This is a genomic window from Streptomyces sp. SLBN-31, from assembly GCF_006715395.1.
In the GTDB taxonomy this organism is placed as follows: Bacteria; Actinomycetota; Actinomycetes; order Streptomycetales; family Streptomycetaceae; genus Streptomyces.
The window spans coordinates 130,689-153,190 of the sequence record NZ_VFNC01000003.1 but is presented as its reverse complement, the minus strand read 5'-3'; the positions used below and the strand labels follow the sequence as shown (position 1 = coordinate 153,190).

The 22,502-nt window shown below is 71.2% G+C and carries 20 protein-coding genes; 9 read left to right on the top strand and 11 right to left on the bottom strand.

All coding sequences use genetic code 11. The features are described 5' to 3' along the window. The first annotated feature begins 38 nt into the window (after nucleotides 1-38). Nucleotides 39-824 carry a TetR/AcrR family transcriptional regulator gene (locus FBY22_RS38220; protein ID WP_260845351.1) on the top strand — a complete coding sequence of 262 codons (786 nt, stop codon included), beginning with the start codon at nucleotides 39-41 and terminating at the stop codon, nucleotides 822-824. Between the two features lie 122 nt (nucleotides 825-946). Here FBY22_RS38220 and FBY22_RS38215 read toward each other — a convergent pair whose 3' ends face one another. Then, nucleotides 947-1,912 (bottom strand): YafY family protein, encoded by a 966-nt coding sequence (locus FBY22_RS38215; protein WP_142152764.1) that lies wholly within the window; start codon nucleotides 1,910-1,912, stop codon nucleotides 947-949. Nucleotides 1,913-1,974: 62 nt separating this feature from the next. Between FBY22_RS38215 and FBY22_RS38210 the strand changes: the two genes are divergently transcribed. The 5 genes from FBY22_RS38210 to FBY22_RS38190 all read left to right on the top strand — a co-directional run bounded on the left by FBY22_RS38210 (nucleotide 1,975) and on the right by FBY22_RS38190 (nucleotide 8,207). Next, nucleotides 1,975-3,516 carry an MFS transporter gene (locus tag FBY22_RS38210; protein ID WP_260845350.1) on the top strand — a complete coding sequence of 514 codons (1,542 nt, stop codon included), beginning with the start codon at nucleotides 1,975-1,977 and terminating at the stop codon, nucleotides 3,514-3,516. 242 nt (nucleotides 3,517-3,758) lie between these two features. Then, on the top strand, nucleotides 3,759-4,520 hold the full coding sequence (locus FBY22_RS38205) for a DeoR/GlpR family DNA-binding transcription regulator (protein ID WP_142152763.1): 762 nt from the start codon (nucleotides 3,759-3,761) through the stop codon (nucleotides 4,518-4,520). Continuing rightward, nucleotides 4,517-5,464 carry a 1-phosphofructokinase gene (gene pfkB / locus FBY22_RS38200; RefSeq protein ID WP_142152762.1) on the top strand — a complete coding sequence of 316 codons (948 nt, stop codon included), beginning with the start codon at nucleotides 4,517-4,519 and terminating at the stop codon, nucleotides 5,462-5,464. The genes FBY22_RS38205 and pfkB overlap by 4 nt, the downstream gene beginning before the upstream one ends. Nucleotides 5,465-5,741: 277 nt before the next feature. Then, nucleotides 5,742-7,844 carry a fructose-specific PTS transporter subunit EIIC gene (locus tag FBY22_RS38195; protein WP_142152761.1) on the top strand — a complete coding sequence of 701 codons (2,103 nt, stop codon included), beginning with the start codon at nucleotides 5,742-5,744 and terminating at the stop codon, nucleotides 7,842-7,844. Between the two features lie 102 nt (nucleotides 7,845-7,946). Next, on the top strand, nucleotides 7,947-8,207 hold the full coding sequence (locus tag FBY22_RS38190; RefSeq protein WP_142152760.1) for a hypothetical protein: 261 nt from the start codon (nucleotides 7,947-7,949) through the stop codon (nucleotides 8,205-8,207). A gap of 90 nt (nucleotides 8,208-8,297) precedes the next feature. Here FBY22_RS38190 and FBY22_RS38185 read toward each other — a convergent pair whose 3' ends face one another. The 4 genes from FBY22_RS38185 to FBY22_RS38170 all read right to left on the bottom strand — a co-directional run bounded on the left by FBY22_RS38185 (nucleotide 8,298) and on the right by FBY22_RS38170 (nucleotide 13,031). Then, complete coding sequence (locus tag FBY22_RS38185) at nucleotides 8,298-9,044, bottom strand: DUF6227 family protein (protein ID WP_142152759.1); 747 nt, start codon at nucleotides 9,042-9,044, stop codon at nucleotides 8,298-8,300. Nucleotides 9,045-9,242: 198 nt separating this feature from the next. Then, the gene (locus tag FBY22_RS38180; protein ID WP_142154556.1) at nucleotides 9,243-10,412 is read right to left on the bottom strand and encodes an Ig-like domain-containing protein; all 1,170 of its coding nucleotides are present in this window, start codon (nucleotides 10,410-10,412) and stop codon (nucleotides 9,243-9,245) included. Nucleotides 10,413-10,705: 293 nt separating this feature from the next. Further along, entirely contained in the window at nucleotides 10,706-11,734 is a 1,029-nt protein-coding gene (locus FBY22_RS38175) for a P1 family peptidase (RefSeq protein WP_142152758.1), read from the bottom strand. A 40-nt stretch (nucleotides 11,735-11,774) separates the two neighbouring features. Then, nucleotides 11,775-13,031, bottom strand: coding sequence for a low temperature requirement protein A (locus FBY22_RS38170; protein ID WP_142152757.1), 1,257 nt, complete (start codon nucleotides 13,029-13,031; stop codon nucleotides 11,775-11,777). 228 nt (nucleotides 13,032-13,259) lie between these two features. Here FBY22_RS38170 and pflB point away from each other — a divergent pair, with 228 nt between their 5' ends. Genes pflB through FBY22_RS38155 form a run of 3 tightly spaced genes read left to right on the top strand, consistent with a single transcriptional unit; the run spans nucleotide 13,260 to nucleotide 16,623 of the window. Continuing rightward, complete coding sequence (gene pflB / locus FBY22_RS38165; RefSeq protein WP_142152756.1) at nucleotides 13,260-15,557, top strand: formate C-acetyltransferase; 2,298 nt, start codon at nucleotides 13,260-13,262, stop codon at nucleotides 15,555-15,557. A gap of 12 nt (nucleotides 15,558-15,569) precedes the next feature. Next, complete coding sequence (gene pflA / locus FBY22_RS38160) at nucleotides 15,570-16,397, top strand: pyruvate formate-lyase-activating protein (RefSeq protein ID WP_142152755.1); 828 nt, start codon at nucleotides 15,570-15,572, stop codon at nucleotides 16,395-16,397. A 43-nt stretch (nucleotides 16,398-16,440) separates the two neighbouring features. Then, nucleotides 16,441-16,623, top strand: coding sequence for a hypothetical protein (locus FBY22_RS38155; RefSeq protein WP_142152754.1), 183 nt, complete (start codon nucleotides 16,441-16,443; stop codon nucleotides 16,621-16,623). A 43-nt stretch (nucleotides 16,624-16,666) separates the two neighbouring features. Here FBY22_RS38155 and mscL read toward each other — a convergent pair whose 3' ends face one another. The 6 genes from mscL to FBY22_RS38120 all read right to left on the bottom strand — a co-directional run bounded on the left by mscL (nucleotide 16,667) and on the right by FBY22_RS38120 (nucleotide 22,498). Further along, complete coding sequence (mscL, locus tag FBY22_RS38150; RefSeq protein WP_142152753.1) at nucleotides 16,667-17,143, bottom strand: large conductance mechanosensitive channel protein MscL; 477 nt, start codon at nucleotides 17,141-17,143, stop codon at nucleotides 16,667-16,669. 138 nt (nucleotides 17,144-17,281) lie between these two features. Then, complete coding sequence (locus FBY22_RS38145; RefSeq protein WP_142152752.1) at nucleotides 17,282-17,827, bottom strand: hypothetical protein; 546 nt, start codon at nucleotides 17,825-17,827, stop codon at nucleotides 17,282-17,284. A gap of 201 nt (nucleotides 17,828-18,028) precedes the next feature. Continuing rightward, nucleotides 18,029-18,862 (bottom strand): S-methyl-5'-thioadenosine phosphorylase, encoded by an 834-nt coding sequence (locus FBY22_RS38140; protein WP_142152751.1) that lies wholly within the window; start codon nucleotides 18,860-18,862, stop codon nucleotides 18,029-18,031. 98 nt (nucleotides 18,863-18,960) lie between these two features. After that, entirely contained in the window at nucleotides 18,961-19,263 is a 303-nt protein-coding gene (locus FBY22_RS38135) for an FmdB family zinc ribbon protein (RefSeq protein WP_142152750.1), read from the bottom strand. Between the two features lie 67 nt (nucleotides 19,264-19,330). Then, nucleotides 19,331-20,623 (bottom strand): MFS transporter, encoded by a 1,293-nt coding sequence (locus FBY22_RS38130; RefSeq protein WP_142152749.1) that lies wholly within the window; start codon nucleotides 20,621-20,623, stop codon nucleotides 19,331-19,333. 339 nt (nucleotides 20,624-20,962) lie between these two features. Then, nucleotides 20,963-22,498: a potassium/proton antiporter gene (locus FBY22_RS38120; protein ID WP_142154554.1), complete on the bottom strand. Its 1,536-nt coding sequence runs from the start codon at nucleotides 22,496-22,498 to the stop codon at nucleotides 20,963-20,965. Between the last annotated feature and the right edge of the window lie 4 nt (nucleotides 22,499-22,502).

Sequence of the window (22,502 nt, the reverse complement as noted above, 5' to 3'; positions counted from 1 at the left end):
GGTGGCAGATTGTGCCACATCGGCATAGCCTGCCGAATGTGAGCAGCCCCACCCCCGCACCGACCCCCCGCTCCTCCACGGCGGCGCCGCTCTCCCTGACCGAGCGGCGCAAGGCCGCGACCCGGATGGAGATCGCCCGCGCCGCGGCAGGCCTGTTCGTACGGCAGGGCCTGCGTGCCACCCGCGCGGAGGACATCGCCCAGGCCGCGGGAGTCGCCCCCCGCACCTTCTACCGCTACTTCGCGACCAAGGAGGAGGCCGTCGCCCCCCTCTACGCGGCGGGCGCCCAGCGCTGGACGGAGGCCCTCGCCGAGGCCCCCGCCCACCTCTCCGTCCCCCAGGCCCTGGAACACGCGGTCCGCCACACCCTCACCCCGGGCGCCGGCGTCTCGGCGGCCTCCTGGGAACTGGTCCGCACCCTCATCCGCCTGACCGACGACAGCCCGGCGCTGGCCAAGGTCTGGGCCGAGGTGTGCCAGGAGTCGGAGGGGCGGCTGGGGGAGGTGCTGGCGGAGAGGCTGGTGGCGGGGGCCTGGGAGGGTGGCGGGGACGCCGTTGGGGGCCGGAGAGGTTCTGACGGCGTCGGCGGCGGCCAGGGAGGTTCTGACGGCGATGGGCGTGACAACGTTGGCAGTCGAGTGGCCGGGTCCCCGCGGCTGAGGTTCGCCGCCGCCGTCGCCGGGGCCGCCGTACGGGTGGCCGTCGAGGTGTGGGCGGCGGGCGGGGCGCCGGCGAGCGGGGAGCAGGGCCCGGGGGCGCTGGCGCTGCGGAATCTGGAGGCGGTGCGGGACTTTCCGTGGGACGGGATCGCGGGGGAGGCGTAGGTGCCGCGGGGGCGCGGGGGAGGCGTGGTCGAGCGCGGGGTCGTGGGGGAGGAGTGGTCGAGCGCGGTGTCCCGGGGGAGGGCGCGGTTTTCTTGTGGCGCGGCGGTCGGCGTCCGGCGCCGTCACCCACCCGCGGCGTGTGTCAGCCGCGCGCCCAACTCCCCTGCCTGCCGCACCAGTTCGGCAGGCTCCTGCACGGTGAACTCGAAGCCCAGCAGAGCCAGCCGTACCGCGGTCCACTCGGGCGCGTCCCCGGATCTGCCCCGCAGCCGGCAGGAGTTGGCGTCCAGGGGCTCCGGTGTCCCCAGCCATGCCGGGACCTTCGCGGCGACGGCCTCGGCGGGCGCGGCGAAGGTGACCTCGAAGTCGTAGACCTCCTGCTGGCGTTGCATCGAGCGGCGCAGGTACTCGGCCGCGTCCCCCGTCGGCAGCTCCCGCGGAGCGAACCGCGCGCCGGTCGCGAAGGGCTCGCTCACCCGGTCGACGCGGAAGGTCCGCCAGTCGGCGCGGTCGAGGTCGTAGGCGACGAGGTACCAGCGGCGTCCGGTCGACACGAGCCGGTACGGCTCCGTCAGGCGCCGTGATTCCGTTCCGTCGCCGGCGCGGTAGGCGAAGCGCAGCCGCTCCCGCCCGGCGACCGTGGAGGCCATGACGGTCAGCGTCTCGGGCGCGATGCTCGCCCCGTCGCCGCTGGTCAGCGGAGTGGTCGCGGCCTGCAGGGTGGTGACGCGGTGGCGCAGGCGGGAGGGCAGGACCTGCTCCAGCTTCGCCAGGGCCCGTACGGAGGCCTCGTCGACGCCTTCGAGGGCGTGCCCGGCGCCTGCCCTGAGGCCCACCGCGATGGCCACGGCCTCCTCGTCGTCGAGGACCAGCGGGGGCATCGCCTTGCCCGCCACCAGCCGGTAGCCGCCGTCGGCGCCCATGGTGGCCTGTACCGGATAGCCGAGTTCGCGCAGCCGGTCGATGTCCCGGCGGACCGTGCGCCGGGACACCCCGAGCCGCTCGGCGAGCTCTCCGCCGGGCCATTCGCGGGGTGTCTGGAGGAGGGAGAGGAGCGTCAGGAGCCGGGCCGGGGTGTCCGTCGTCATGCTGTCGAGGATGCCGCAGAAGTAGGACCTGTTCTGTCCTACTGAGGTCATAGCTTCGAGCTATGAACCGCATCGAGAACCCCGTCGTACCGCCGGACCGGCGCCGCTGGTTCGCCCTCGCCATCGTGATGACCGCGGCCTTCATGGACCTCGTCGACGTCACGATCGTCAACGTCGCCATCCCGTCGATCCAGTGGGACGCGGGCGCCTCCTTCAGCCAGATCCAGTGGATCACGGCCGGCTATGCCCTGGCCTTCGCCGCCGGACTGATCACGGGAGGCCGCCTCGGTGACATTCATGGCCGAAAGCGACTGTTCCTCATCGGGATCGGCGGTTTCACCCTCGCCTCGGCACTGTGCGGCTTCGCCGCCAACCCGGAGATGCTCGTCGCCTCGCGCGTCCTGCAGGGCGGTATGGCCGCGATGATGGTGCCGCAGGTGCTGTCGATCGTGCACGCCACCTTTCCGGCGCACGAGCGCGGCAAGGTGTTCGGGCTCTTCGGGGCCGTCGTGGGCCTGGGCGCGGTGCTCGGTCCGCTGCTGGGCGCCCTGCTGACGGAGTGGAACCTGTTCGGGCTCGAGTGGCGGCCCATCTTCCTCATCAACCTGCCGGTCGGCGTCGCGGGCCTGATCCTGGGCAGCCGCTTCATCACCGAGTCGAAGGCGCCGCGGGCACTCAAACTCGACCTGGTGGGCGTGGCCCTGGTGACACTGGGGCTGCTGATGCTGCTCTACCCGCTGACCCGGGGACGCGAGCTGGGCTGGCCGCTGTGGGGGTACGCCTCGATGGCCGGCGCGCTGCTGGTCTTCGGAGCGCTGGTGGCGTACGAGCGGCGCAAGGCGGAGCGGGACGGCTCGCCGCTGGTCGAGCTCTCACTGTTCCGGGTCAAGAGCTTCGCGGCCGGTATCGCCGTGCAGACCGTCTTCGGGGTCGCGCTCGGCGTGTTCTTCCTGGTCTGGACGCTGTACATGCAGATCGGCCTGGGCTGGAGCCCGTTGCGGGCGGGCCTGACCGGCATCCCCTTCTCCATCGCGGTCTCGACGGCGGCCGGACTGTCCGTACAGAAACTGGTGCCGCGCTTCGGGCGGAAGGTGCTGCAGGCGGGCGCGCTGCTGATGGTGGCCGGCGTACTGCTCTACATCTGGGAGTCCGAGCGGTACGGCCTCGGCATCGCCTCCTGGCAGATGGCGCTGCCGCTGGTCGTGATGGGCGTCGGCATGGGTCTGATCGTCGCGCCCCTGACGGACGCGGTGCTCACGGACGTACCGCGCGAGCACGCCGGCTCGGCGTCCGGGCTCATCAACACGGTGCAGCAGATGGGGAACGCGCTGGGCCTCGGCCTGGTGTCGGTGGTGTTCTTCGGCGTCGTCGGGGACCGGCTGACGTCCGCGCAGATGGGGCCGGCGTACGTGAACGCCTTCCAGCACGCCCTGGGGTGGGTGGCGGCCGTGATGGGGGCGATCTTCCTGCTGATGTTCGCGCTGCCACGGCGGGCGGCACAGCAGGTCGGGGGCGGCGACGGTACGGCCGTCGGCGACGGTACGGACGTGGACGACGGTACGGACGTCCACGACGGTACGGACGTCTCGGTGGCGGCGGTGTAGCGGACGGGCGCGTTCGCGCGGCGCGCGCTGCCGCGGCGGAGGCGCGCCGACCGTGGGGCCTCCCACTCCCTCAGGGGGTGGGAGGCCCGTTTGTGTCCGACAGGGGGTGGGAGGCCCGTTTGTGTCCGGATGATGCCCGGGACTGTTTACTTTCCGGAAATCCGGGCGTAGCCTCCGTTGAGAAACCACAAGTTCGGGCATCAGGTGGAGACACTCGGACATCGAGGCGGAGGCGAACGGAGATGTACGCACCCGAGCGGCAGCAGGAGATCCTCCGGCTCGCCCGTGACGGCGGCCGCGTGGACGTCGTATCGCTGGCCGAGGAGTTCCAGGTCACGGCGGAGACCATCCGCCGGGACCTGAAGGCTCTCGACCGCGCCGGCCTGGTCCGCAGGGTGCACGGCGGCGCCATACCGGCCGGACGCCTCGACTTCGAGCCGGACCTCGCCGAGCGCGAGGGCACCTCCACTGACGAGAAGGACCGCATCGCCAAGGCCGCCGTGGCGGAACTGCCGACCGAGGGCACGATGATCCTCGACGCGGGTACGACGGTGGCACGCCTCGCCGCCGCGATCCCGCTGGAGTCCTCCCTCACCGTCGTCACGCACAGCCTGCCGATCGCCGCGCGCCTCGCAGACCATCCGGGCATCCAGCTCCACCTCGTCGGGGGGCGCGTACGGCACCGCACGCGCGCCGCCGTCGACGCGTGGGCGCTGCGCGCGTACGGCGAGATCCGCGCCGACGTGCTGTTCATCGCGGCCAACGGCTTCTCCGCCGAGCACGGTCTGACCACCCCCGACCTCGCCGAGGCCGCGGTCAAGCGCGCGGCCGTGGCCGCCGCCCGCCGCGTGGTGCTGCTCGCCGACTCCTCCAAGCACGGCCAGGAGCACTTCGCCCGCTTCGGCGGCCTGAGCGACGTGGACCTGCTGATCACCGACAGCGGGCTGAGCCGAGAAGACGCCGTCGACATCGAGCGCGGCGGCACGGAAGTAGTGCGCGCATGATCCTCACCGTCACCCCCAACCCCTCCCTCGACCGCACCTACGAGGTCCCCTCGCTCGACCGCGGCGAGGTCATCCGCGCCACCGGCGAGCGCATGGACCCGGGCGGCAAGGGCGTGAACGTCTCGCGCGCCGTCGCGGCCGCCGGACGGCGCACGGTGGCGGTTCTGCCCCTGGGTGGTGCGCCGGGCGCGCTCGTCGCCCACCTGCTCGACGCCCAGGGCATCGAGGTCGCGCCGGTGCCGGTTGCCGGGGCCACCCGTTCCAACATCGCACTCGCCGAGGCGGACGGCGTGCTGACCAAGATCAACGCGCCGGGTCCGGAACTGTCGGCGGAGGAGCAGGAACTGCTGCTGGAGACGGTGCGCGCGCAGTCGCGCGACGCGGACTGGATCGCGTGCTGCGGGAGCCTGCCGCGAGGGCTCGCGCCGGCGTGGTACGCCGATGTCGTAGCGCGGGCGCACGCCGGGGGCGCACGGATCGCGCTGGACACCTCGGGGCGTGCGCTCCTGGAGGCGCTGCGCGAGCGGCCCGACGTGGTGAAGCCGAACGCCGAGGAGCTCGCGGAGGCAGTCGGGCGCCCCCTGGCCACGGTGGGCGACGCGGTGAAGGCGGCCGAGGAGTTGCGCGAGATGGGCGCGCGCGCCGTGCTCGCGAGCCTGGGCGCCGACGGACAGCTCCTGGTGGACGGCGCGGGCGCATGGTTCGGCAGCGCGCGCGTGGACGTCGTACGAAGCAACGTGGGTGCCGGTGATTCGTCCCTGGCCGGCTTCCTGATCGCCGGCGGCAGCGGACCGGAGGCGCTCGCCTCGGCGGTGGCGCACGGCGCGGCGGCCGTCCAGCTGCCCGGCAGCGTGATGCCGACGCCCGGCGACCTGGACCTGGCGGCGGTGACGGTGACCGCTGACGTGCCGGTGGACCGCGAGTTGTCGGAGCCCGTGTCATGAACGTCCGCACCACCCCCGTTTCCGGTTTCCGTCCCACGGCCCCCGGGCGGCGAGGCTCCCCGTTACTCGCCGCGGCCGACGGGGGGCAGGGCCACCTGAGCCGCCCTGTCCCCACCGGGAGGCGGGGTTTCCCCGGCCCCGCCTCCGCCGGCACCGCCCACACCGCCGGCCCCGCCCACAGCGGCGGCCCCGAGTTTCCCGCCACCCCCCACAGCACCCCTGTCCCCACCCCCGCCCACCCCACTCCACGGGCGATACGCGTGCTAAGGAGCCCGCGATGAGCGACATGATCACCGCGGATCTGGTCGATCTCGACCTGTCCGCCGACACCAAGGAAGCGGCGGCGCGTGCCCTCGCCGAACGCATGGTGGCCCTGGGCCGGGTGACCGACCTGGAGGGCTTCCTCGCCGATGTGGCGGCGCGCGAGGCGCAGATGCCGACCGGCCTGGACGGCGGAATCGGCATCCCGCACTGCCGCAGCGAGCACGTGACCGAGCCGACGCTCGCCTTCGGGCGCAGCACCGCGGGGATCGACTTCGGCGCGGCGGACGGCCCCGCCGACCTGATCTTCCTGATCGCGGCGCCCGCCGGTGCCGACGACGCCCACCTGACGATCCTGTCGTCGCTGGCCCGCCAGCTGATGAACGCGGAGTTCACGGCCGCGCTGCGGTCGGTGGGGGACGCGTCGGCCGCGGCCGCGCTGATCCGCGGGGACGAGGCGCCCGAGGCGGCGGCCGAGGGCGCCGGCGCCACGAAGGGCGCCTCCGAGGACTCCGTGGCGTCGTCGGTGGCGGCCTCCGCCGACGACGCCACGGACAGCACCGCCCCGGCGCCGGGCGCGGGCGCCACCGCCGAGGACGTCCCTGCCGAGCGGCCGTTCCGCATCGTCGCCGTCACCTCCTGCCCGACCGGCATCGCCCACACGTACATGGCGGCCGAGTCGCTGGAGAACGCGGGCCGTGAGGCGGGCGTCGAGGTCGTCGTCGAGACGCAGGGCTCGGCCGGGTTCACCCGGCTCGACCCGGGCGTCATCGCGGCGGCGGACGGCGTGATCTTCGCGCACGACGTCCCCGTACGGGAGAAGGAACGCTTCGCCGGCAAGCCCACCGTCGACGTCGGCGTGAAGGCCGGCATCAACCGGCCCGGCGAGCTGATCACCGAGGTGCGCGGCAAGGCCACGCGCGGCGAGGTGACCGCGGGCGCCCCCTCGGGCGCGGGCACGCCGGTCGAACGCGCCGGCGACTCCGGCGAGGGGTACGGCACGAAGCTGCGCAAGTGGCTGATGTCCGGCGTGAGTTACATGGTCCCGTTCGTCGCGGCCGGCGGTCTGCTGATCGCCCTCGGATTCGCGGTCGGCGGATACAAGATCAAGTCGGCGCCCTCGGTGATGGACCACTTCGTCTGGACGCAGACCGACAGCTGGGCCGCCCTGATGTTCCAGATCGGCGCCGTGGCCTTCGGCTTCCTGGTCCCGGTACTGGCCGGCTACATCGCCTACGGCATGGCGGACCGCCCGGGTCTCGTCCCCGGCTTCGTCGGCGGCATGATCGCCTCCACGATCAGTGCGGGCTTCCTCGGCGGCCTGGTGGCCGGTCTGCTGGCCGGTGGCGTGGTGATGGCCATCCAGAAGATCGACATCCCACCGGTGCTGCGCGGCATCATGCCGGTGGTGGTCATCCCGCTGATCTCCTCGGCGATCGTCGGATTCCTGATGTTCGTCGTGGTCGGCAAGCCCATCGCCTCCGCCCAGAAGGCCATGACCGACTGGCTGAACGGCCTCTCCGGCTCCAACGCCATCCTGCTCGGCGCTCTGCTCGGCCTGATGATGTGCTTCGACCTCGGCGGCCCCGTCAACAAGGTCGCGTACACCTTCGCCACCGCTGGCATCGCCGTCTCCAACCCGAGCGACTCCGCGATGAAGATCATGGCGGCGGTCATGGCGGCCGGTATGGTGCCGCCGCTGGCGATGGCTCTGGCCACCACGGTCCGCGGCAAGCTCTTCACCGAGACCGAGCGCGAGAACGGCAAGGCCGCCTGGGTCCTCGGCGCCTCCTTCATCTCCGAGGGCGCCATTCCGTTCGCCGCCGCCGACCCGTTGCGCGTCATCCCCTCCGCCATGGTGGGCGGCGCGATCACCGGCTCCCTGTCGATGGCCTTCAGCGCCACCCTGCGCGCCCCTCACGGCGGCATCTTCGTCGTCCCGCTGATCGGCAACGCCTTCCTCTACCTGATCGCCATCGCGGTCGGCGTGTGCGTCACCACCGCCCTGGTCGTCGTACTGAAGGGCATGCGCAAGCCGGCACCCGGCGTCGTGGGAACCGGCAAGGCGGACGGCGCGGCCGCCGCTGCGGCGGAGGCGAAGCAGCCGGTCGCGGCGTAAGGCTCCGTATGTCTCTTTGAGGCGCTGTGAGTGGTTCACGCCACCTGCGAGATACGTCACGGTCCGGACCCAAGGGTCCGGACCGTGGTGTCTACTGGGCGCATGCCTGATGAGCACGTCCCTGTTCTCCAGTCGATGGGCGCGGCGATACTCCTCCTCACCGCTGCCCTCTGGGTATTCGCCCTGTACGCCCTCGCTCGCCGCGGTCACTTCGGGCCGGGTCCGCGGCTCGCCGTCCGCCGCAGTCCGGGCGTCCTCCCGCGCCGGCGCCAGTCCGCTCCTCACCTGGAGTCGGTCGAACTGACCCCGGCGGAGAGAGCCGCGTTCGCGGGGCTCGTACGACAGCTCAGCGACGGCCGCTGAGGCGCACGCCGGGGGCGCGCGACCGAACCGCACGCCGGGGCGCGCATTGACATCGGGCGCGGGGGACGGGCGCTGGGCGCCGTCCGCTCCTCAGGAGACCTGCGCCGCCCGCCGCTCCATGGCGTCCCGGGCCGCGTCCTCCGTGACGTACACCTCGCACATGTGCCGCCCGTCGGGCGTCGCCGTGTGTTCGACCTCCCAGAGGGAGAGCTCCTCGCCGTCACGCAGCAGGAACGCGTGCTCGTAGAGCGCGAAGCACAGTCCCGCGCGCCGCACGCGGCAGGGGCGCCCGAAGGCCTGCGTGATCTGGTGCGCGAACGCCGTGGTGAGTAAAGCGGCCGTCTCCGCGCCCGGCCGGTCGGCGTTCTCCGCGCGGCGCAGGAGCCGGCGCGCGTGGTCCGCCGAGTCGTCCGGCACATACGCGTGCCGGGGCGCGGGCACAGGCGACAACTGCACCGTCACCGGCAACTCGAAGTCGGGGGTGTCCGGCGGCAGGGGCAGGCGCGCGGTGGCGGCGCGCAGCTCCTCCTCGTCGACGTAGACCTCGTGCTGGGCGGCGCTGCCCGGCGCGGGGTTGTGCACGAGCTCCCACAGGGTGAGTGCCGAGCCGTCGGCGAGCAGCCATGTGTGCCGGTACGTCTCGCGGTGCAGCCCCGAACTGTGGTGCGCGGAGTGCAGCGAGCTGTCGTGCGCCAGCGCGCAGTCGAGGCGCTGTATGACCTCGTCCGGCAGCTCGAAGGAGTTCAGGGCACGGCCGAGGAGTCGCGCGAGGTGCTCCTCCGGAGACTCGGGCGACTCGGGTGGTTCGTACGCTGCTGTCTCGTACGGAACGCTCAAGGTTTCTCCCGGCGTTGCTGCATGTCACCTTGTGGGTGCATACCGTAGCCCCTCGGTCGGACATCATGTCCGGGAACCGAGAAAACGTGCGCACGGAAAACGAGCGGGCCGTGTGAGAAATTCCCACACGGCCCGATGACCTGTCAGAATCCGCTGCTCAGGCGGCCCTTGAGGCGATCATGAGTGCGTGTACGGCGATCACGCGGCGCTTCCCGCGACCCACTCGTTCCACGGCAGATTCCAGCCGTTGAGTCCGTTGTCCGGCGCCACCGTCTTGTCGGGGGAGTTCTTGACGATCACCACGTCCCCGATGAGCGAGTTGTCGTAGAACCACTTGGCGTTCGTGGCACCCTGCGCGCCCTGCACGTCCGCGAGCCCCACGCAGCCGTGGCTGGTGCCCTCGCGGCCGAAGGGCGGGTTGCCCTTGTTGTACCAGTAGTTGCCGTGGAGGAACGTCCCCGACGTCGTCAGTCGCATCGCGTGCGGCACGTCCGGGATGTCGTACTCGCCGCCCAGCCCCACCGTCTGGCTGTTCATGCGCGTCTGCACGAACTTCTCGGAGATCACCATCTGCCCGTTGTACGTGGTGTGCTCCGGGCTGCCCGACGAGATCGGCAGCGTCTTGAACGTCTTGCCGTCCCGCACCACGGTCATGGTCTGCGTGTTCACGTCGACCGTGGAGACCTGCGAGCGCCCGATGGTGAAGGTGACGGACTTCTTCTGCACCCCGTAGACGCCGTTCGCGCCCTCGACCCCGTCCAGGTCGATCTTCATGGTGACCTTGGCGCCGGCCTTCCAGTACTCCTGCGGCCGGAAGTCGAGCCGCTGCGACCCGAACCAGTGCCCGACCACCTTCTGCCCGCTGCTGGAGATGACCGTGATGTGCGACTGCACGGCCTTCCGGTCGCTGATCACCTTGTCGAAGTTGAACGACACCGGCATCCCGACCCCGACCGTGGTCCCGTTGTCCGGCGTGTACGTTCCGATGAAGCTGTTCGCCGAAGTGACCGTGGTGAAGATGGAGTTGGCGGCGGCCGTACGACCGTTGGAGTCCTTCGCGGTCGCCGAGATCTGGTACTTGGTCCCGCGCTCCAACTGTCCGTTCGGCTTCCAGGCGCCGCCGTTGCCGGATATCGAACCCGGCACGGACTGTCCCGTTCCCGCCACCGTCATCTTCACGTCGGTCAGTCTGCCCCCGCTGACCTTCACGCCGGTCGTGTTGATGGACCCGGCGGTCGAGCCGTCCTTCGCCGAGATGGTGATCTTCGCCGTGGACGTCTTGGCCGAGCTGTTGCCGGTCTTGCTGTCGCTGTTCGAGTCGGCGTTGGCGTCACCGCCGCAGGCGGTGAGGGTGAGGGCGCCGACCATCAGGACGGCACTTGCCCCCAGTGCGCGCCGCGCTGCCATGTTCGGCGTCTTCACGTGCTGCTCCCGGTTTTCGTGGTGTGCGTGCTCCGCTCCAGTGCGTGGTGAAAGAGGGGGCGGGTGGTCCGGGAGGTTCCCGCCCGTACGCCTTGGACGCCGTCACGTGACAGAACCGGGACAATGTGGGGGAGAGGCATTGTGGCTGGTGGGGGGCGCAGGCGCGCGGGTGCGGCGCGCGCGGCGCGGCGCGCGTTGCGGACTCGGGCGGCGCGCCCCGCGTGTGCGGGGGCCGCCGCTCACCGGCTCCCGTACAACTCCTCGTACGACGGCCACGCCCCGCCCGGCCCGTCCACCGACTCCGCGGCGCGCACGGCGCGCACGATGGCCCGTGTCACCAGGTCCGCGCCCGCGGCGAGGATCTCGTTGAGGGCGAGGGGGTGTTCGGCGTCGAGCGGGCGCGCTCCCGTCGCCAGCGCGAACACCGTGTCGCCGTCGTTGAGCAGGTGGACCGGCCGCACGGCGCGTGCGATGCCGTCGTGCGCCGTGCCGGCGAGCTTCTGCGCCTGCGCCTTCGACAGGTCCGCGTCGGTGGCGACCACGGCGAGGGTGGTGTTGAGCGGCGGGCGCCCGTTCTTCGCCGCGCACTCGGCGAGACGTCGGCGCGCTGCCTCGTGCACGCCCGCCTCCGGGTAGTTCACCCGCCCTTGGAACAACTCCCCGTACAGGACGCCCGTTTCGGGGTCCATCGCCGAGCCCGCCGCGTTCGCCACCACCAGCGCCGCCACCGTGACCCCGGAGCCGAGAACAGCGCTCGCGGTACCCACTCCGCCCTTGAGCGGCCCGACTGTCGCGCCCGTTCCCGCGCCCACGCACCCTTCCGGCACGGGCGCGCCGACCGCGCCGGCCGCGGCCGCCTCGACCGCGGCCCGCCCGGCGGCGGCGTCGGGCCGGGCGCGGAAGTCGCCGCCCCGCCCCAGGTCGAAGACGCACGCGGCGGGCACCACCGGCACGACGTGCGCCGGATCCGGCCCTACGCGCACTCCACGCCCCTGCTCCTCCAGCCAGCCCATCACCCCGGAAGCCGCGTCGAGCCCGTACGCGCTGCCGCCGGTCAGCACGACCGCCTCCACCTTCTGCACGAGGTTGCGCGGGTCGAGGGCGTCGGTCTCCTTCGTGCCGGGGCCGCCGCCACGGACGTCCACGGCGGCCACCGCGCCGCCTTCGGGGGCGAGGACGACGGTGGTTCCGGTGAGCCGGCCGTCACCGGTGCGCGTCGCGTGCCCTACGCGCACTCCGATGACGTCGGTCAAAGCGTCAACTGCCATGGACCCAGTGTGGACCGGACCCATGACGTGAGCGGGCCCTTCAGCGGACCGGAGTGGTTACGCGCTCCCCGCCTGCCCCCGTCGCCCGGCGCCCCTTGGCGACCATGCGCGCCGTCAGGGTCACACCGGTCGCCACCGCGAGCCCCGACACGATGCCGGCCGCGAGCACCGCCCAGTCGCCCAGGAAAGTGCAGGCGATCACCAGGAGTGCCGTGACGGGCAGCACCAGCTGCTGCGCGATGCCCACCTTGAAGTAGCGGGAGTGCAGCGCCCACACCGTGAGCAGGTACAGCGCCGTAGGCAGGGTCACCGCGGCCGACGCGGCCAGCGTGGAGATGTGCGCCTTGCCGACCGCCTGCTCCACCGCCACCTCCAGTCCCGCTCCGACCGCCGCGGCCGAGGTGAAGATCAGGTAGTGGCCGTAACCCCAGAGGAACGCCTGCCTGCTGGTGCGCAGGCGTCCGTGGATCGGCACGACGAAGTAGATCCACCAGGCGGCGAAGACGATGAGCAGTCCGCCGGCGGCGATCGGCAGCAGTTCGCCCAGTGCGTCGTGCTCGTCCACCCCCGACTTCACGGCGACCGTGGCGGCGGCGATCGTCTCGCCGAGCACGATGATGGTGAACAGCCCGTAGCGCTCGGCGATGTGGTGCGGGTGCCAGGCCGTACTGGAGTCCTTCTCCGCGTAGAGGGGCACGCACAGCTCCGCGATCGCCATCACCAGGAAGACCCAGGGACGGGCCGGTTCGGGCAGCACGACCAGTCCGAGCCAGCCGACCATGCACAGCAGGATGCCGCCCGCGTACCTAAGGGCGGTGGTTCTCTCCGCGCCCTGTGCCGATCTCGCCGCTCTCAGCCACTGCGCGGCCATCGCCAGCCGCATGATCAGGTAGCCGAGCCAGACCACGGTGTAGTCGTGGTCCTCGAAGGCCCGTGAGATTCCGGCGGCCAGGACGAGGACGCCGGCGATCTGGACGAGGGTGACGACCCGGTAGAGGGCGTCGTCGTTGTCGTACGCCGAGGCGAACCAGGTGAAGTTCATCCAGGCCCACCAGATGGCGAAGAACTGCATCGCGTAGCTCATGATGCCGTTGCCCGCGTGCCCCTCGGCCACGGCGTGCACCAGGCCGACGCCCGCCTGGGCGATGGCCACGACGAAGCACAGGTCGAAGAAGAGCTCGAGCGGCGAAGCGACACGATGCGCCTCGTCGCGGCCGCGCGCGGTGAGCCGGCGCAGCGGTCTGTGGCGTTCGTGCGCGCCGGAGGGCGCCGGGGGAGGAGTCGCGCTGGACGTCATGGACCCAAGCACACCAGATAACCTGCCGAAATTCTTGTGAAGCAATTCACAAGCGGTCTCGGTCCTAAGGTCCCATTGAAAAGGCCAGGTCATTGGCCTCCGTCGACGTTCTGATCGATTATCGATAGGACCTTTGGACCGAGATCGGGGACCAACGCAACTCCCTGCGGCGCCCGCGTCGGCGTGCAATGGATCCGTACCCACGAAGCGATGCGGAAGGTCTCGGCCATGACTGCCACTCCTGCGGAAACCACTCCCGTCACCCCTGCCGAGGAGACGCCGCGCGAACCGTCCCCGCAAGGAGACGCCTGGAAGGGCTTCCGCGGCGGCCTGTGGCGCGACACCGTCGACGTCCGCGACTTCGTCCAGCACAACTACGCCCCTTACGAGGGCGACGGTTCCTTCCTCGCCGGCCCCACCGAACGCACCGACAAGGTCTGGAACCAGCTCCTCGGGATGTTCCCGACCGAGATCGAGCGCGGCATCTACGACGTCGACACCAAAACGCCCTCGCGCATCGACGCCTTCGCCCCCGGATACATCGACCGCGACCTCGACCTGATCGTCGGCCTCCAGACCGACGCCCCGCTCAAGCGCGCCATCATGCCCAACGGCGGCTGGCGCATGGTCGAGGCCGCCCTGAAGGCCTACGGGTACGAGCCCGACGCGGCCGTCCGGGAGATCTACACCAAGCTCCGCAAGACCCACAACGACGGTGTCTTCGACGCCTACACCCCCGAGATCCGCGCCTGCCGTTCCTCCGGCATCATCACCGGCCTGCCCGACGCCTACGGCCGCGGCCGCATCATCGGCGACTACCGTCGCGTCCCCCTCTACGGCGTGGACCGGCTCATCGTCGCGAAGCGAGCGGACAAACTCGCAGTCGAAGTCCTCTGGCCGAGTGCGGAGGTGATCCAGGAACGCGAGGAAATCTCCGAGCAGATCCGCGCCCTCGAAGAACTCAAGGCCATGGCCCTCTCCTACGGCTACGACATCTCCGGCCCCGCCCGCACCGGTCGCGACGCCGTCCAGTGGCTGTACTTCGCCTACCTCGCCGCCGTCAAGGAACAGAACGGCGCCGCCATGTCGATCGGCCGCATCGACGCCTTCCTCGACATCTACCTCCAGCGCGACATCGAGGCCGGCCTGCTCACCGAGTCCGAGGCCCAGGAGATCATCGACGACTTCGTCATCAAGCTCCGCATCGTGCGCTTCCTGCGCACCCCCGAGTACAACGAGCTCTACTCCGGCGACCCCACCTGGGTCACCTGGTCCATGGGCGGCATCGGCACCGACGGGCGCCCCCTGGTCACCCGCACCACCTTCCGCGCCCTCAACACGCTCTACAACCTCGGTCCGGCCCCCGAGCCCAACCTCACCGTCTTCTGGTCCCCGCGCCTGCCGGAGGCCTTCAAGAAGTACGCCTCCCAGGTCGCCATCGACACCAGCGCCCTGCAGTTCGAGTCCGACGACCTCATGCGCCCCAAGTACGGTGACGACACCGCCATCGCCTGCTGCGTCTCCGCGATGGCCATGGGCAAGCAGATGCAGTTCTTCGGTGCCCGCGTCAACGTCGCCAAGGCCCTCCTCTACGCCATCAACGGCGGCCGCGACGAGAAGACCGGCAAGCCGGTCGTCGAGGGCTTCGAACCGATCACCGACGAGTACCTCGACTACGACACCGTTCTGGCCCGCTACGACGCCATGCTCGGCTGGCTCGCCAAGACGTACGTGCACGCGCTCAACGTCATCCACTACATGCACGACAAGTACGCCTACGAGCGCCTCGAAATGGCCCTGCACGACCGGGCGATCCTGCGCACCATGGCGTGCGGCATCGCCGGCCTGTCCGTCGCGGCCGACTCGCTGTCCGCCATCAAGCACGCACGCGTGAAGGTCGTGCGGGACGAAACCGGACTGGCCGTCGACTACGTCATCGAGGGCGAGTACCCGGCGTACGGCAACAACGACGACCGGGCCGACGACCTCGCCCGCTGGATCGTCCACGACTTCATGGAGAAGGTCCGCCGTCACCCGACGTACCGCGACGCGGTGCACACCCAGTCGGTCCTGACGATCACCTCGAACGTCGTCTACGGCAAGAAGACCGGCAACACTCCCGACGGCCGCCGCTCGGGCACCCCCTTCGCGCCCGGCGCCAACCCCATGAACGGGCGGGACGAGCACGGTTACATCGCCTCGGCGCTCTCCGTCGCCAAGCTCCCGTACGACGACGCGGAGGACGGCATCTCGCTGACCAACACCATCACCCCGGACGCCCTGGGCCGTACTCCCGAGGAGCGCGTCGCCAACCTCTCCGGAGTCCTGGACGGGTTCGTGGCCGACGACGGGTTCCACATGAACGTCAACGTCCTCGACCGGGCGACCCTGGAGGACGCGATGGAGCACCCCGAGAAGTACCCGCAGCTGACCATCCGGGTCTCCGGCTACGCGGTCAACTTCGTCCGCCTTACCCGCGAGCAGCAGCTCGACGTCATCAACCGCACCTTCCACGGCTCGCTCTGAGGAGCAAGGACGATGACTCCGCTTCTTCCTACGGCGTCGGTTCTGCCGGCGCCGGCCTGCGGGCCCGTTCCCGCGGCGGCCACCCCGGCCGCCGCGGCGACCCGGCGCGAGGTGGTCGGCTCGGTCCACTCCTGGGACCTGTCGACCGGTGTCGACGGCCCCGGCACCCGCTTCGTCACCTTCCTGTCGGGCTGCCCGCTGACTTGCCTGTACTGCCACAACCCCGACACCTGGCGGATGCGCGACGGCAAGCGCACCACGGCCGACGAGATCGTCGCCGAGGCCCGCAAGTACACGCGCTTCATCGCCGCCGCCGGCGGCGGGGCGACCATCAGCGGGGGCGAGCCCCTGCTCCAACCCGTCTTCACCGGCGAGCTGCTGCACCGCTTCAGGCACGAACTCGGCCTGCACACCGCCCTCGACACCTCGGGCTTCCTCGGCGTCCGCGCCACCGACGCCCTGCTGAGGGACACCGACCTGGTCCTGCTCGACATCAAGTCCTGGGACCGCGCCACGTACCGCAAGGTCACCGGCCGCCCCCTGGAGCCCACCCTCGTCTTCGCCCGGCGCCTGGCGGACCTCGGCAAGGAGGTCCACGTCCGCTTCGTGCTCGTTCCCGGCCTCACCGACGACCCGGCCAACATCGAGGGGGTCGCCGCCTTCGCCGCATCGCTCGGCAACGTCACACGCGTCGACGTCCTGCCCTTCCACAAGCTGGGCGAGGCCAAGTGGCAGGCGCTGGGCCGCCCCTTCGTCCTGCACGACACACCCGCCCCGACCGCCGAAGAGACCGCTGCGGCCAGGAGCATCTTCGAGTCCCACGGACTGCGCGCCGTCTGAACCGCCCGGACGGCGCCCGTCCGCGGGGCCGTACCCTGGAGGCATGACCTCCGCCCCCGCCCCCGAGCCGCGCGCCCCCAAGCCCGCGTTGATCTTCGACGACCCGCTGGACCAGCAGTCCTCGGACGACACGGACCGCGGCTGGGGCGAGCGACCCGCCGCCGAGAGCGACAGCGCGGCCGACCTGAAGCGCTTCCTCGACGAGAAGCCGCCCCACCACCTCTGAGCCGCTCGGACAGCCGTACGCCTCCCCCAGCGGCCCGCCGTCGCTACCGCCCGCCGGACCCGGCCCCACGCTGCGCGAGCAGAGCGTCGCGGATCTCCTTCAGAACCTCCAGCTCGGTCACCTCGATCACTTCCTGCGTGCCCTCCCTGGCCTTCCTGCGGGCCTCCTGCCGCGCCAGGTACTTCGACATCGGCAGCACCATCAGGAAGTAGACGACCGCCGCGGTGATCACGAAGGTGAGGGTGGCGCCGAGGACGGAGCCCCACATGATCGGGATGCCGCTCTTCACCGTGCCGTCCGCGGTCACCCGGCACGGAGCCTGCACACAGGAGGTGTAGTTGTCGAGGTTCTTCGTCCCGATCGCCCCGACCACCGGGTTGATGATCCCCTTCACCAGCGAGTTCACGATGTTGGTGAAGGCGGCGCCGATGACCACCGCTACGGCCAGGTCGACGACGTTCCCGCGCATCAGGAAGGCCTTGAAGCCCTGCCAGACGCTCGGTTCCTTCTTCTTGATCACCTACGGGCCTCTTCTCGCATGCACAGGTTGAAGACCGAACAGCTCCGCAACCTACGTCAACACGCGGCCGTCCTGTCCAACCAGGTAGCTCCAACGAGGGGCTTGAGAAGAATGTCCGCAGGATACGGACAGCGCGGCTCAGCACAGCGTCACCGCCAGACGTGCCGTCGCGCCCGCGCCGGCGAGGCGCGCCGCGGTCGCCCGGGGAACCGAGAGCACGACCAACGCCCCGTTTCCGGCGTCGTCGCCCGACGGCTCCGGAACCCCCGTCACTCGCGCCCCGCGCGCGACCACACGAGCGTCACCGCCGGTGGCCGTCTCCCGGGCGGCGATGACGTCCACCCGGTCGCCGGGCCTGAGCAGTCGGACGGTGGCGCCGTCGGCGATACGTACCGGCGCGGCCACGACCTCGACGGCACGGTGCTTTCGCACGGGATCCGCCACCGGATGCCCGCGGGCCTGCTCGCCGGCCCTCGGGCCCGCCGCCACCAGGGCGGCCGCGGTCACGGCGAGGCCCGCCGCCACGGCGCGCCTGCGGTGCCGTACGAGGCGTTGCAACTGGTACCGCCCGCCCCGCACCCGCACGGGAGCGAAGTGCGGCACCTCACACGTGGCGGGGACGTCGGTTCCGGGCGGGCGCGAGGAGGAGGGGGAGGGGTAGGGGGCCGGAAGGGGAATGGACATGCGGGATCACCACCTGCGTCGGGGAATCGGCTTGCAGGCCCACGATGAGGCCTTGCGCCGATGCCCGCTGAGACCGGTGGACTACCGACGGGTTGTGGAAAACTCCCTCACCCGAACGTGAAGTTCCGCCGCCTCGGCTGCCTCCGACTCCTCTCCCCGCACCTTTCCCGCAGCCTTCCCCGCACCTCTCCCATCACCGCGTCACGGCAGGTCGAAGCCGGGATTCATGCCGCCCAGCGCCTTGGTGCACAGGCAGTCGCGGTCCTCGTTCGCGGGCAGGCCCGCCACCGCGTCGAACAACACGCCCCGCAGCCGGTCCACGTTCGCGGCGAAGACCCGCAACACCTCGTCGTGCGAGACGCCTTCGCCGGTCTCCGCGCCCGCGTCGAGGTCGGTCACCAACGTCATCGAGGTGTAGCAGAGTTCCAGTTCACGGGCGAGCGCCGCCTCCGGGTGGCCGGTCATGCCCACCACCGACCAGCCCTGGGCCTGGTGCCACAACGATTCGGCACGGGTCGAGAAGCGCGGTCCCTCGACCACAACCAGCGTGCCTGCATCCACCGGCTCCCAGTCCCGGCCGCGTGCGGCCTTCAACGCGGCCGCCCGCCCGACGGGGCAGTAGGGGTCGGCCAGGGAGACGTGGACCACGTTCGGCACATCGCCACCGGGCAGCGGCAGCCCGTCGAAGTACGTACCGAGCCGGGACTTCGTACGGTCTACCAGCTGATCCGGCACGAGCAGCGTGCCCGGGCCGTACTCGGGGCGCAGGCCGCCCACCGCGCACGGGCCCAGCACCTGGCGGACACCGACCGATCGCAGCGCCCACAGGTTGGCCCGGTAGTTGATCCGGTGCGGAGGCAGGTGGTGACCGCGGCCGTGGCGGGGCAGGAAGGCGACCCGCCGTCCGGCGACCTCGCCGAGGAAGAGGGAGTCGCTGGGGGGCCCGTACGGGGTATCCACCTGGACCTCGGTCACGTCCTCGAGGAACGAGTAGAAGCCCGAGCCGCCGATTACACCGATCTCTGCGTTCGCCATGGTCAGCACAGTATCCGGCGACGGCCCCGCGCGGAGAGGGGCTCCGGGAACGCCGACGACCCCGCCGTCGTGCGACGGCAGGGTCCTGTGAGCGTGTCCTAGGCCGCGGAGCTGTTGCTCGAGGAGGTGCTCGTGCCCGAGGACTTCGAGTCCGAGGACGACGAAGACGGGGTAGAGGCGGACGTCGACGGCTTGGACGACGCCGGCGAGCTGCTCGACGAGGAGCCGCGGCTGTCGTTGCGGTAGAAGCCCGAGCCCTTGAAGACAATGCCGACCGCGGAGAACACCTTCTTCAGGCGGCCACCGCAGTTGGGGCACTCGGTAAGGGCGTCATCGGTGAACTTCTGCACCGCCTCGAGGCCCTCGCCGCACTCGGTGCACTGGTACTGGTAGGTGGGCACTGTCTTCCTCCTGGCACTCTCACTCAATGAGTGCTAACGAGGGTCCATAGTGACGTATTCCTGAGGATCAGTCCACCGTCATCGGCATGCGGTGACCGACGCCACGTGCCACGGTCCGGCTCCGGGGCCGTGCGACCAGCCGAGAGCGCAGGGCAACCAGGGTCGCCAGGGCGAGGACCGTACCGGCCATCGGCACCAGGAAACCGGCGCCACCCCAGAAGCGGTCCTCCAGCTGGCCTGCGATGGTCACGGCCGCCGCCTGGCCGAGCGCGACCGCGCCGGTCAGCCAGGTGAACGCCTCGGTACGGGCCCCGGCCGGGACCAGGCCCTCGACCAGCGTGTAACCGGTGATCAGCGCGGGCGCGATGCACATGCCCACGAGCAGACCCAGACCGGCCAGGGCGAGCACCGAGTGCGCGGCCCACAGACCGGAGGCCGTCAGCGCGAGCGCGCCGTAGCCGACGACGAGGCGCCGCTGCGGGGCCACCTTCCAGGCCACCGCGCCGCACACGATGCCGGAGAGCATGTTGCCCGCGGCGAAGGTGCCGTAGAGGACGCCGTTCAGCCCTGGCTCGCCGATCGACTCGCTGAACGCTGCCAGCGACACCTGCATGCCGCCGAAGACGGAACCGATGCCGAGGAAGATCGCGATCAGCACGCGCACACCGGGGACGCGCAGCGCGGAAGCGTGCTCCACGCGCGCGTGCCCGGCGGCGGTGACGGCGGGCTGGGTGCCCTTCTGCGCGGCGAACAGCAGACCGCCGATCAGAGTGAGCGCCGCTTCGGTGACCAGGCCCGCGGCGGGGGTGACGGCGGTGCACAGGGCGGTGGCCAGCAGCGGGCCGAAGACGAAGGTCAGCTCGTCCGTGACGGACTCGAAGGCGGCCGCGGTCGTCATCAGGGGCGTGCCCTGAAGCTTCACGCCCCAGCGGGCGCGCACCATGGGGCCGACCTGCGGCACCGAGGCGCCCGTGGGCACGGCCGCCGCGAACAGCGCCCACAGCGGCGCGTGGGCCAGCGCGAGCGCCGTCAGGGTCAGGCCCGACAGCGCGTGCAGCAGCACACCGGGAACCAGCACGGCGCGCTGCCCGTAGCGGTCCGCGAGCCTGCCGCTGTAGGGCGCGAACAGCGCCATGGAGACACCGGTGACGGCCGCGGCGGCGCCCGCCGCGCCGTACGAGCCGGTGGTGTGCTGCACGAGCAGCACGATGGAGATGGTGAGCATCGCGAACGGCTGACGCGCCGCGAAACCGGGGAGCAGGAACGTCCAGGCACCTCGGGTGCGCAGCAGTTGTCCGTATCCGGGGCGGGAGGAAGCCGGCGAGTCCTTCGACGGCTCGGTGGTGACCGTGGACGCCACGGCCCGTGCCTTTCTGCCGCCTGGTAGCGCGCCCGTGCGGGGGCGCCGAGAGCTGTCCTCTTGCGCGGACTGCGGTAGATGCCGGTGCCCGCAGTGGAGGGCAGCCCGACCGCCATACGGTCGCGCCAGCTCTGCGTCAGGCAGAGTTGGTTCGATCTGGGTCTGCCTTCATCCTACAAGGATCGATCAGCGGTGTGCCTGTGAAAGCGAGCACCATCGGCCCGGTTCGCCTGTGATTGGCGGGGGTGTGAACCGTACGAAATACGCCCTTAACGTCACGCGAGCCGCGTCGCGCGCTGCGCCCCCCACGCTCGGCGCCCCGTACTCGGAGCCCCGTACTCAGCGCTCCGCGCCCGCCCCGTTCGCGCCCAGCCACCCAGCCAGCTTGCCCCCGCGCCCGACGGCGCGCAGGCGCTTCTCCGCGGCGTCCCGGACGGGATCCGTGGCGACGACGAGGAGCTCGTCGCCTTTGCGCAGCACCGTCGTCGGCAGGGGGACAAACGATTTTCCGTCGCGGACGACGAGGGTGACGGCGGCGCCGGCGGGCAGGCGCAGCTCGTTGACCTCGACGCCGTGCATCTTCGAGCCCTCGGGGATGGCGACGGACAGCAGGTGCCCGCGCAGCCGCTCCAGGGGGGCGGACTCGATGCCCAGGTCGGCGGCCTCACCGCTTCCTCCCAGGCGCAGCTGGCGGGCGAGCCAGGGCAGCGTCGGGCCCTGGATCAGGGTGTAGACGACGACCAGCACGAAGACGATGTTGAAGATGCGGCGGCTGGCGTCGACGCCCTCCACCATCGGGATCGTCGCCAGGATGATGGGCACCGCGCCGCGCAGTCCGGCCCAGGACATCAGAGCCTGCTCCTGCCACGGCACCCGGAACGGCGTGAGGCACAGCACCACGCTCAGGGGGCGCGCGACCATGGTGAGCACCAGGCCGATGACGAGCGCGGGCACCACGTCGTCGCCGAGTTCGTGCGGCGTCACCAGGAGTCCGAGCAGGACGAACATGCCGATCTGGGCAATCCAGCCGAGCCCGTCGGCGAATCCGCGCGTGGCGGGCCAGTGCGGCAGCTTGGCGTTGCCCATCACCATCGAGGCGAGGTAGACGCCGAGGAAGCCGCTGCCGTGCGCCAGCGCGCCGCCCGCGTACGCCGTGACGGCGATCGCCATGACGGCGATCGGATACAGGCCGGAGGCGGGCAGGGCCACGTGCCGCAGGCCCCAGGAGCCGAGCCAGCCCACGGTGAGCCCGATGGCCGCGCCGATGGCCAGTTCCAGCGCTATCTCACCCACCAGTACGTACCAGTGCTCCACGGGTCCCGCCGTGGAGAAGGCGACCACCAGGATGACCACGGGGGCGTCGTTGAAGCCGGACTCGGCTTCCAGGGTGCCCGTCACGCGCGCGGGGAGGGGAATTTTCCGCAGCACCGAGAACACCGCCGCCGCGTCCGTCGAGGAGACGACCGCCCCGACGATGAGCGCCTGCCGCCACTCCAGCCCGATCAGGTAGTGCGCCGCCGACGCCGTGACCCCGACGCTCACCCCGACCCCCGCCAGCGCCAGCGCGGAGGCGGCCGGCAGGGCCGGCCTGACCTCCTTCCACTTCGTGCCCAGACCGCCCTCGGCCAGGATCACCACGAGGGCGGCGTATCCGATGACCTGGGTCAGCTCGGTGTTGTCGAAGTGGATGTCGCCGATGCCGTCCTGGCCCATCAGGACCCCGATCCCCAGGTAAACGAGCAGGCTGGGGAGCCCGCTGCGCGAGGAGATCCGAACCGCTGCCACAGCGACGAGCAGAACGAGCGAGCAGACGAGCAGAAGCTGGTTGAGGTGGTGGACAGTCAGCGGCCGTTCCCTTCCCCGGCTCACACGCATCCCG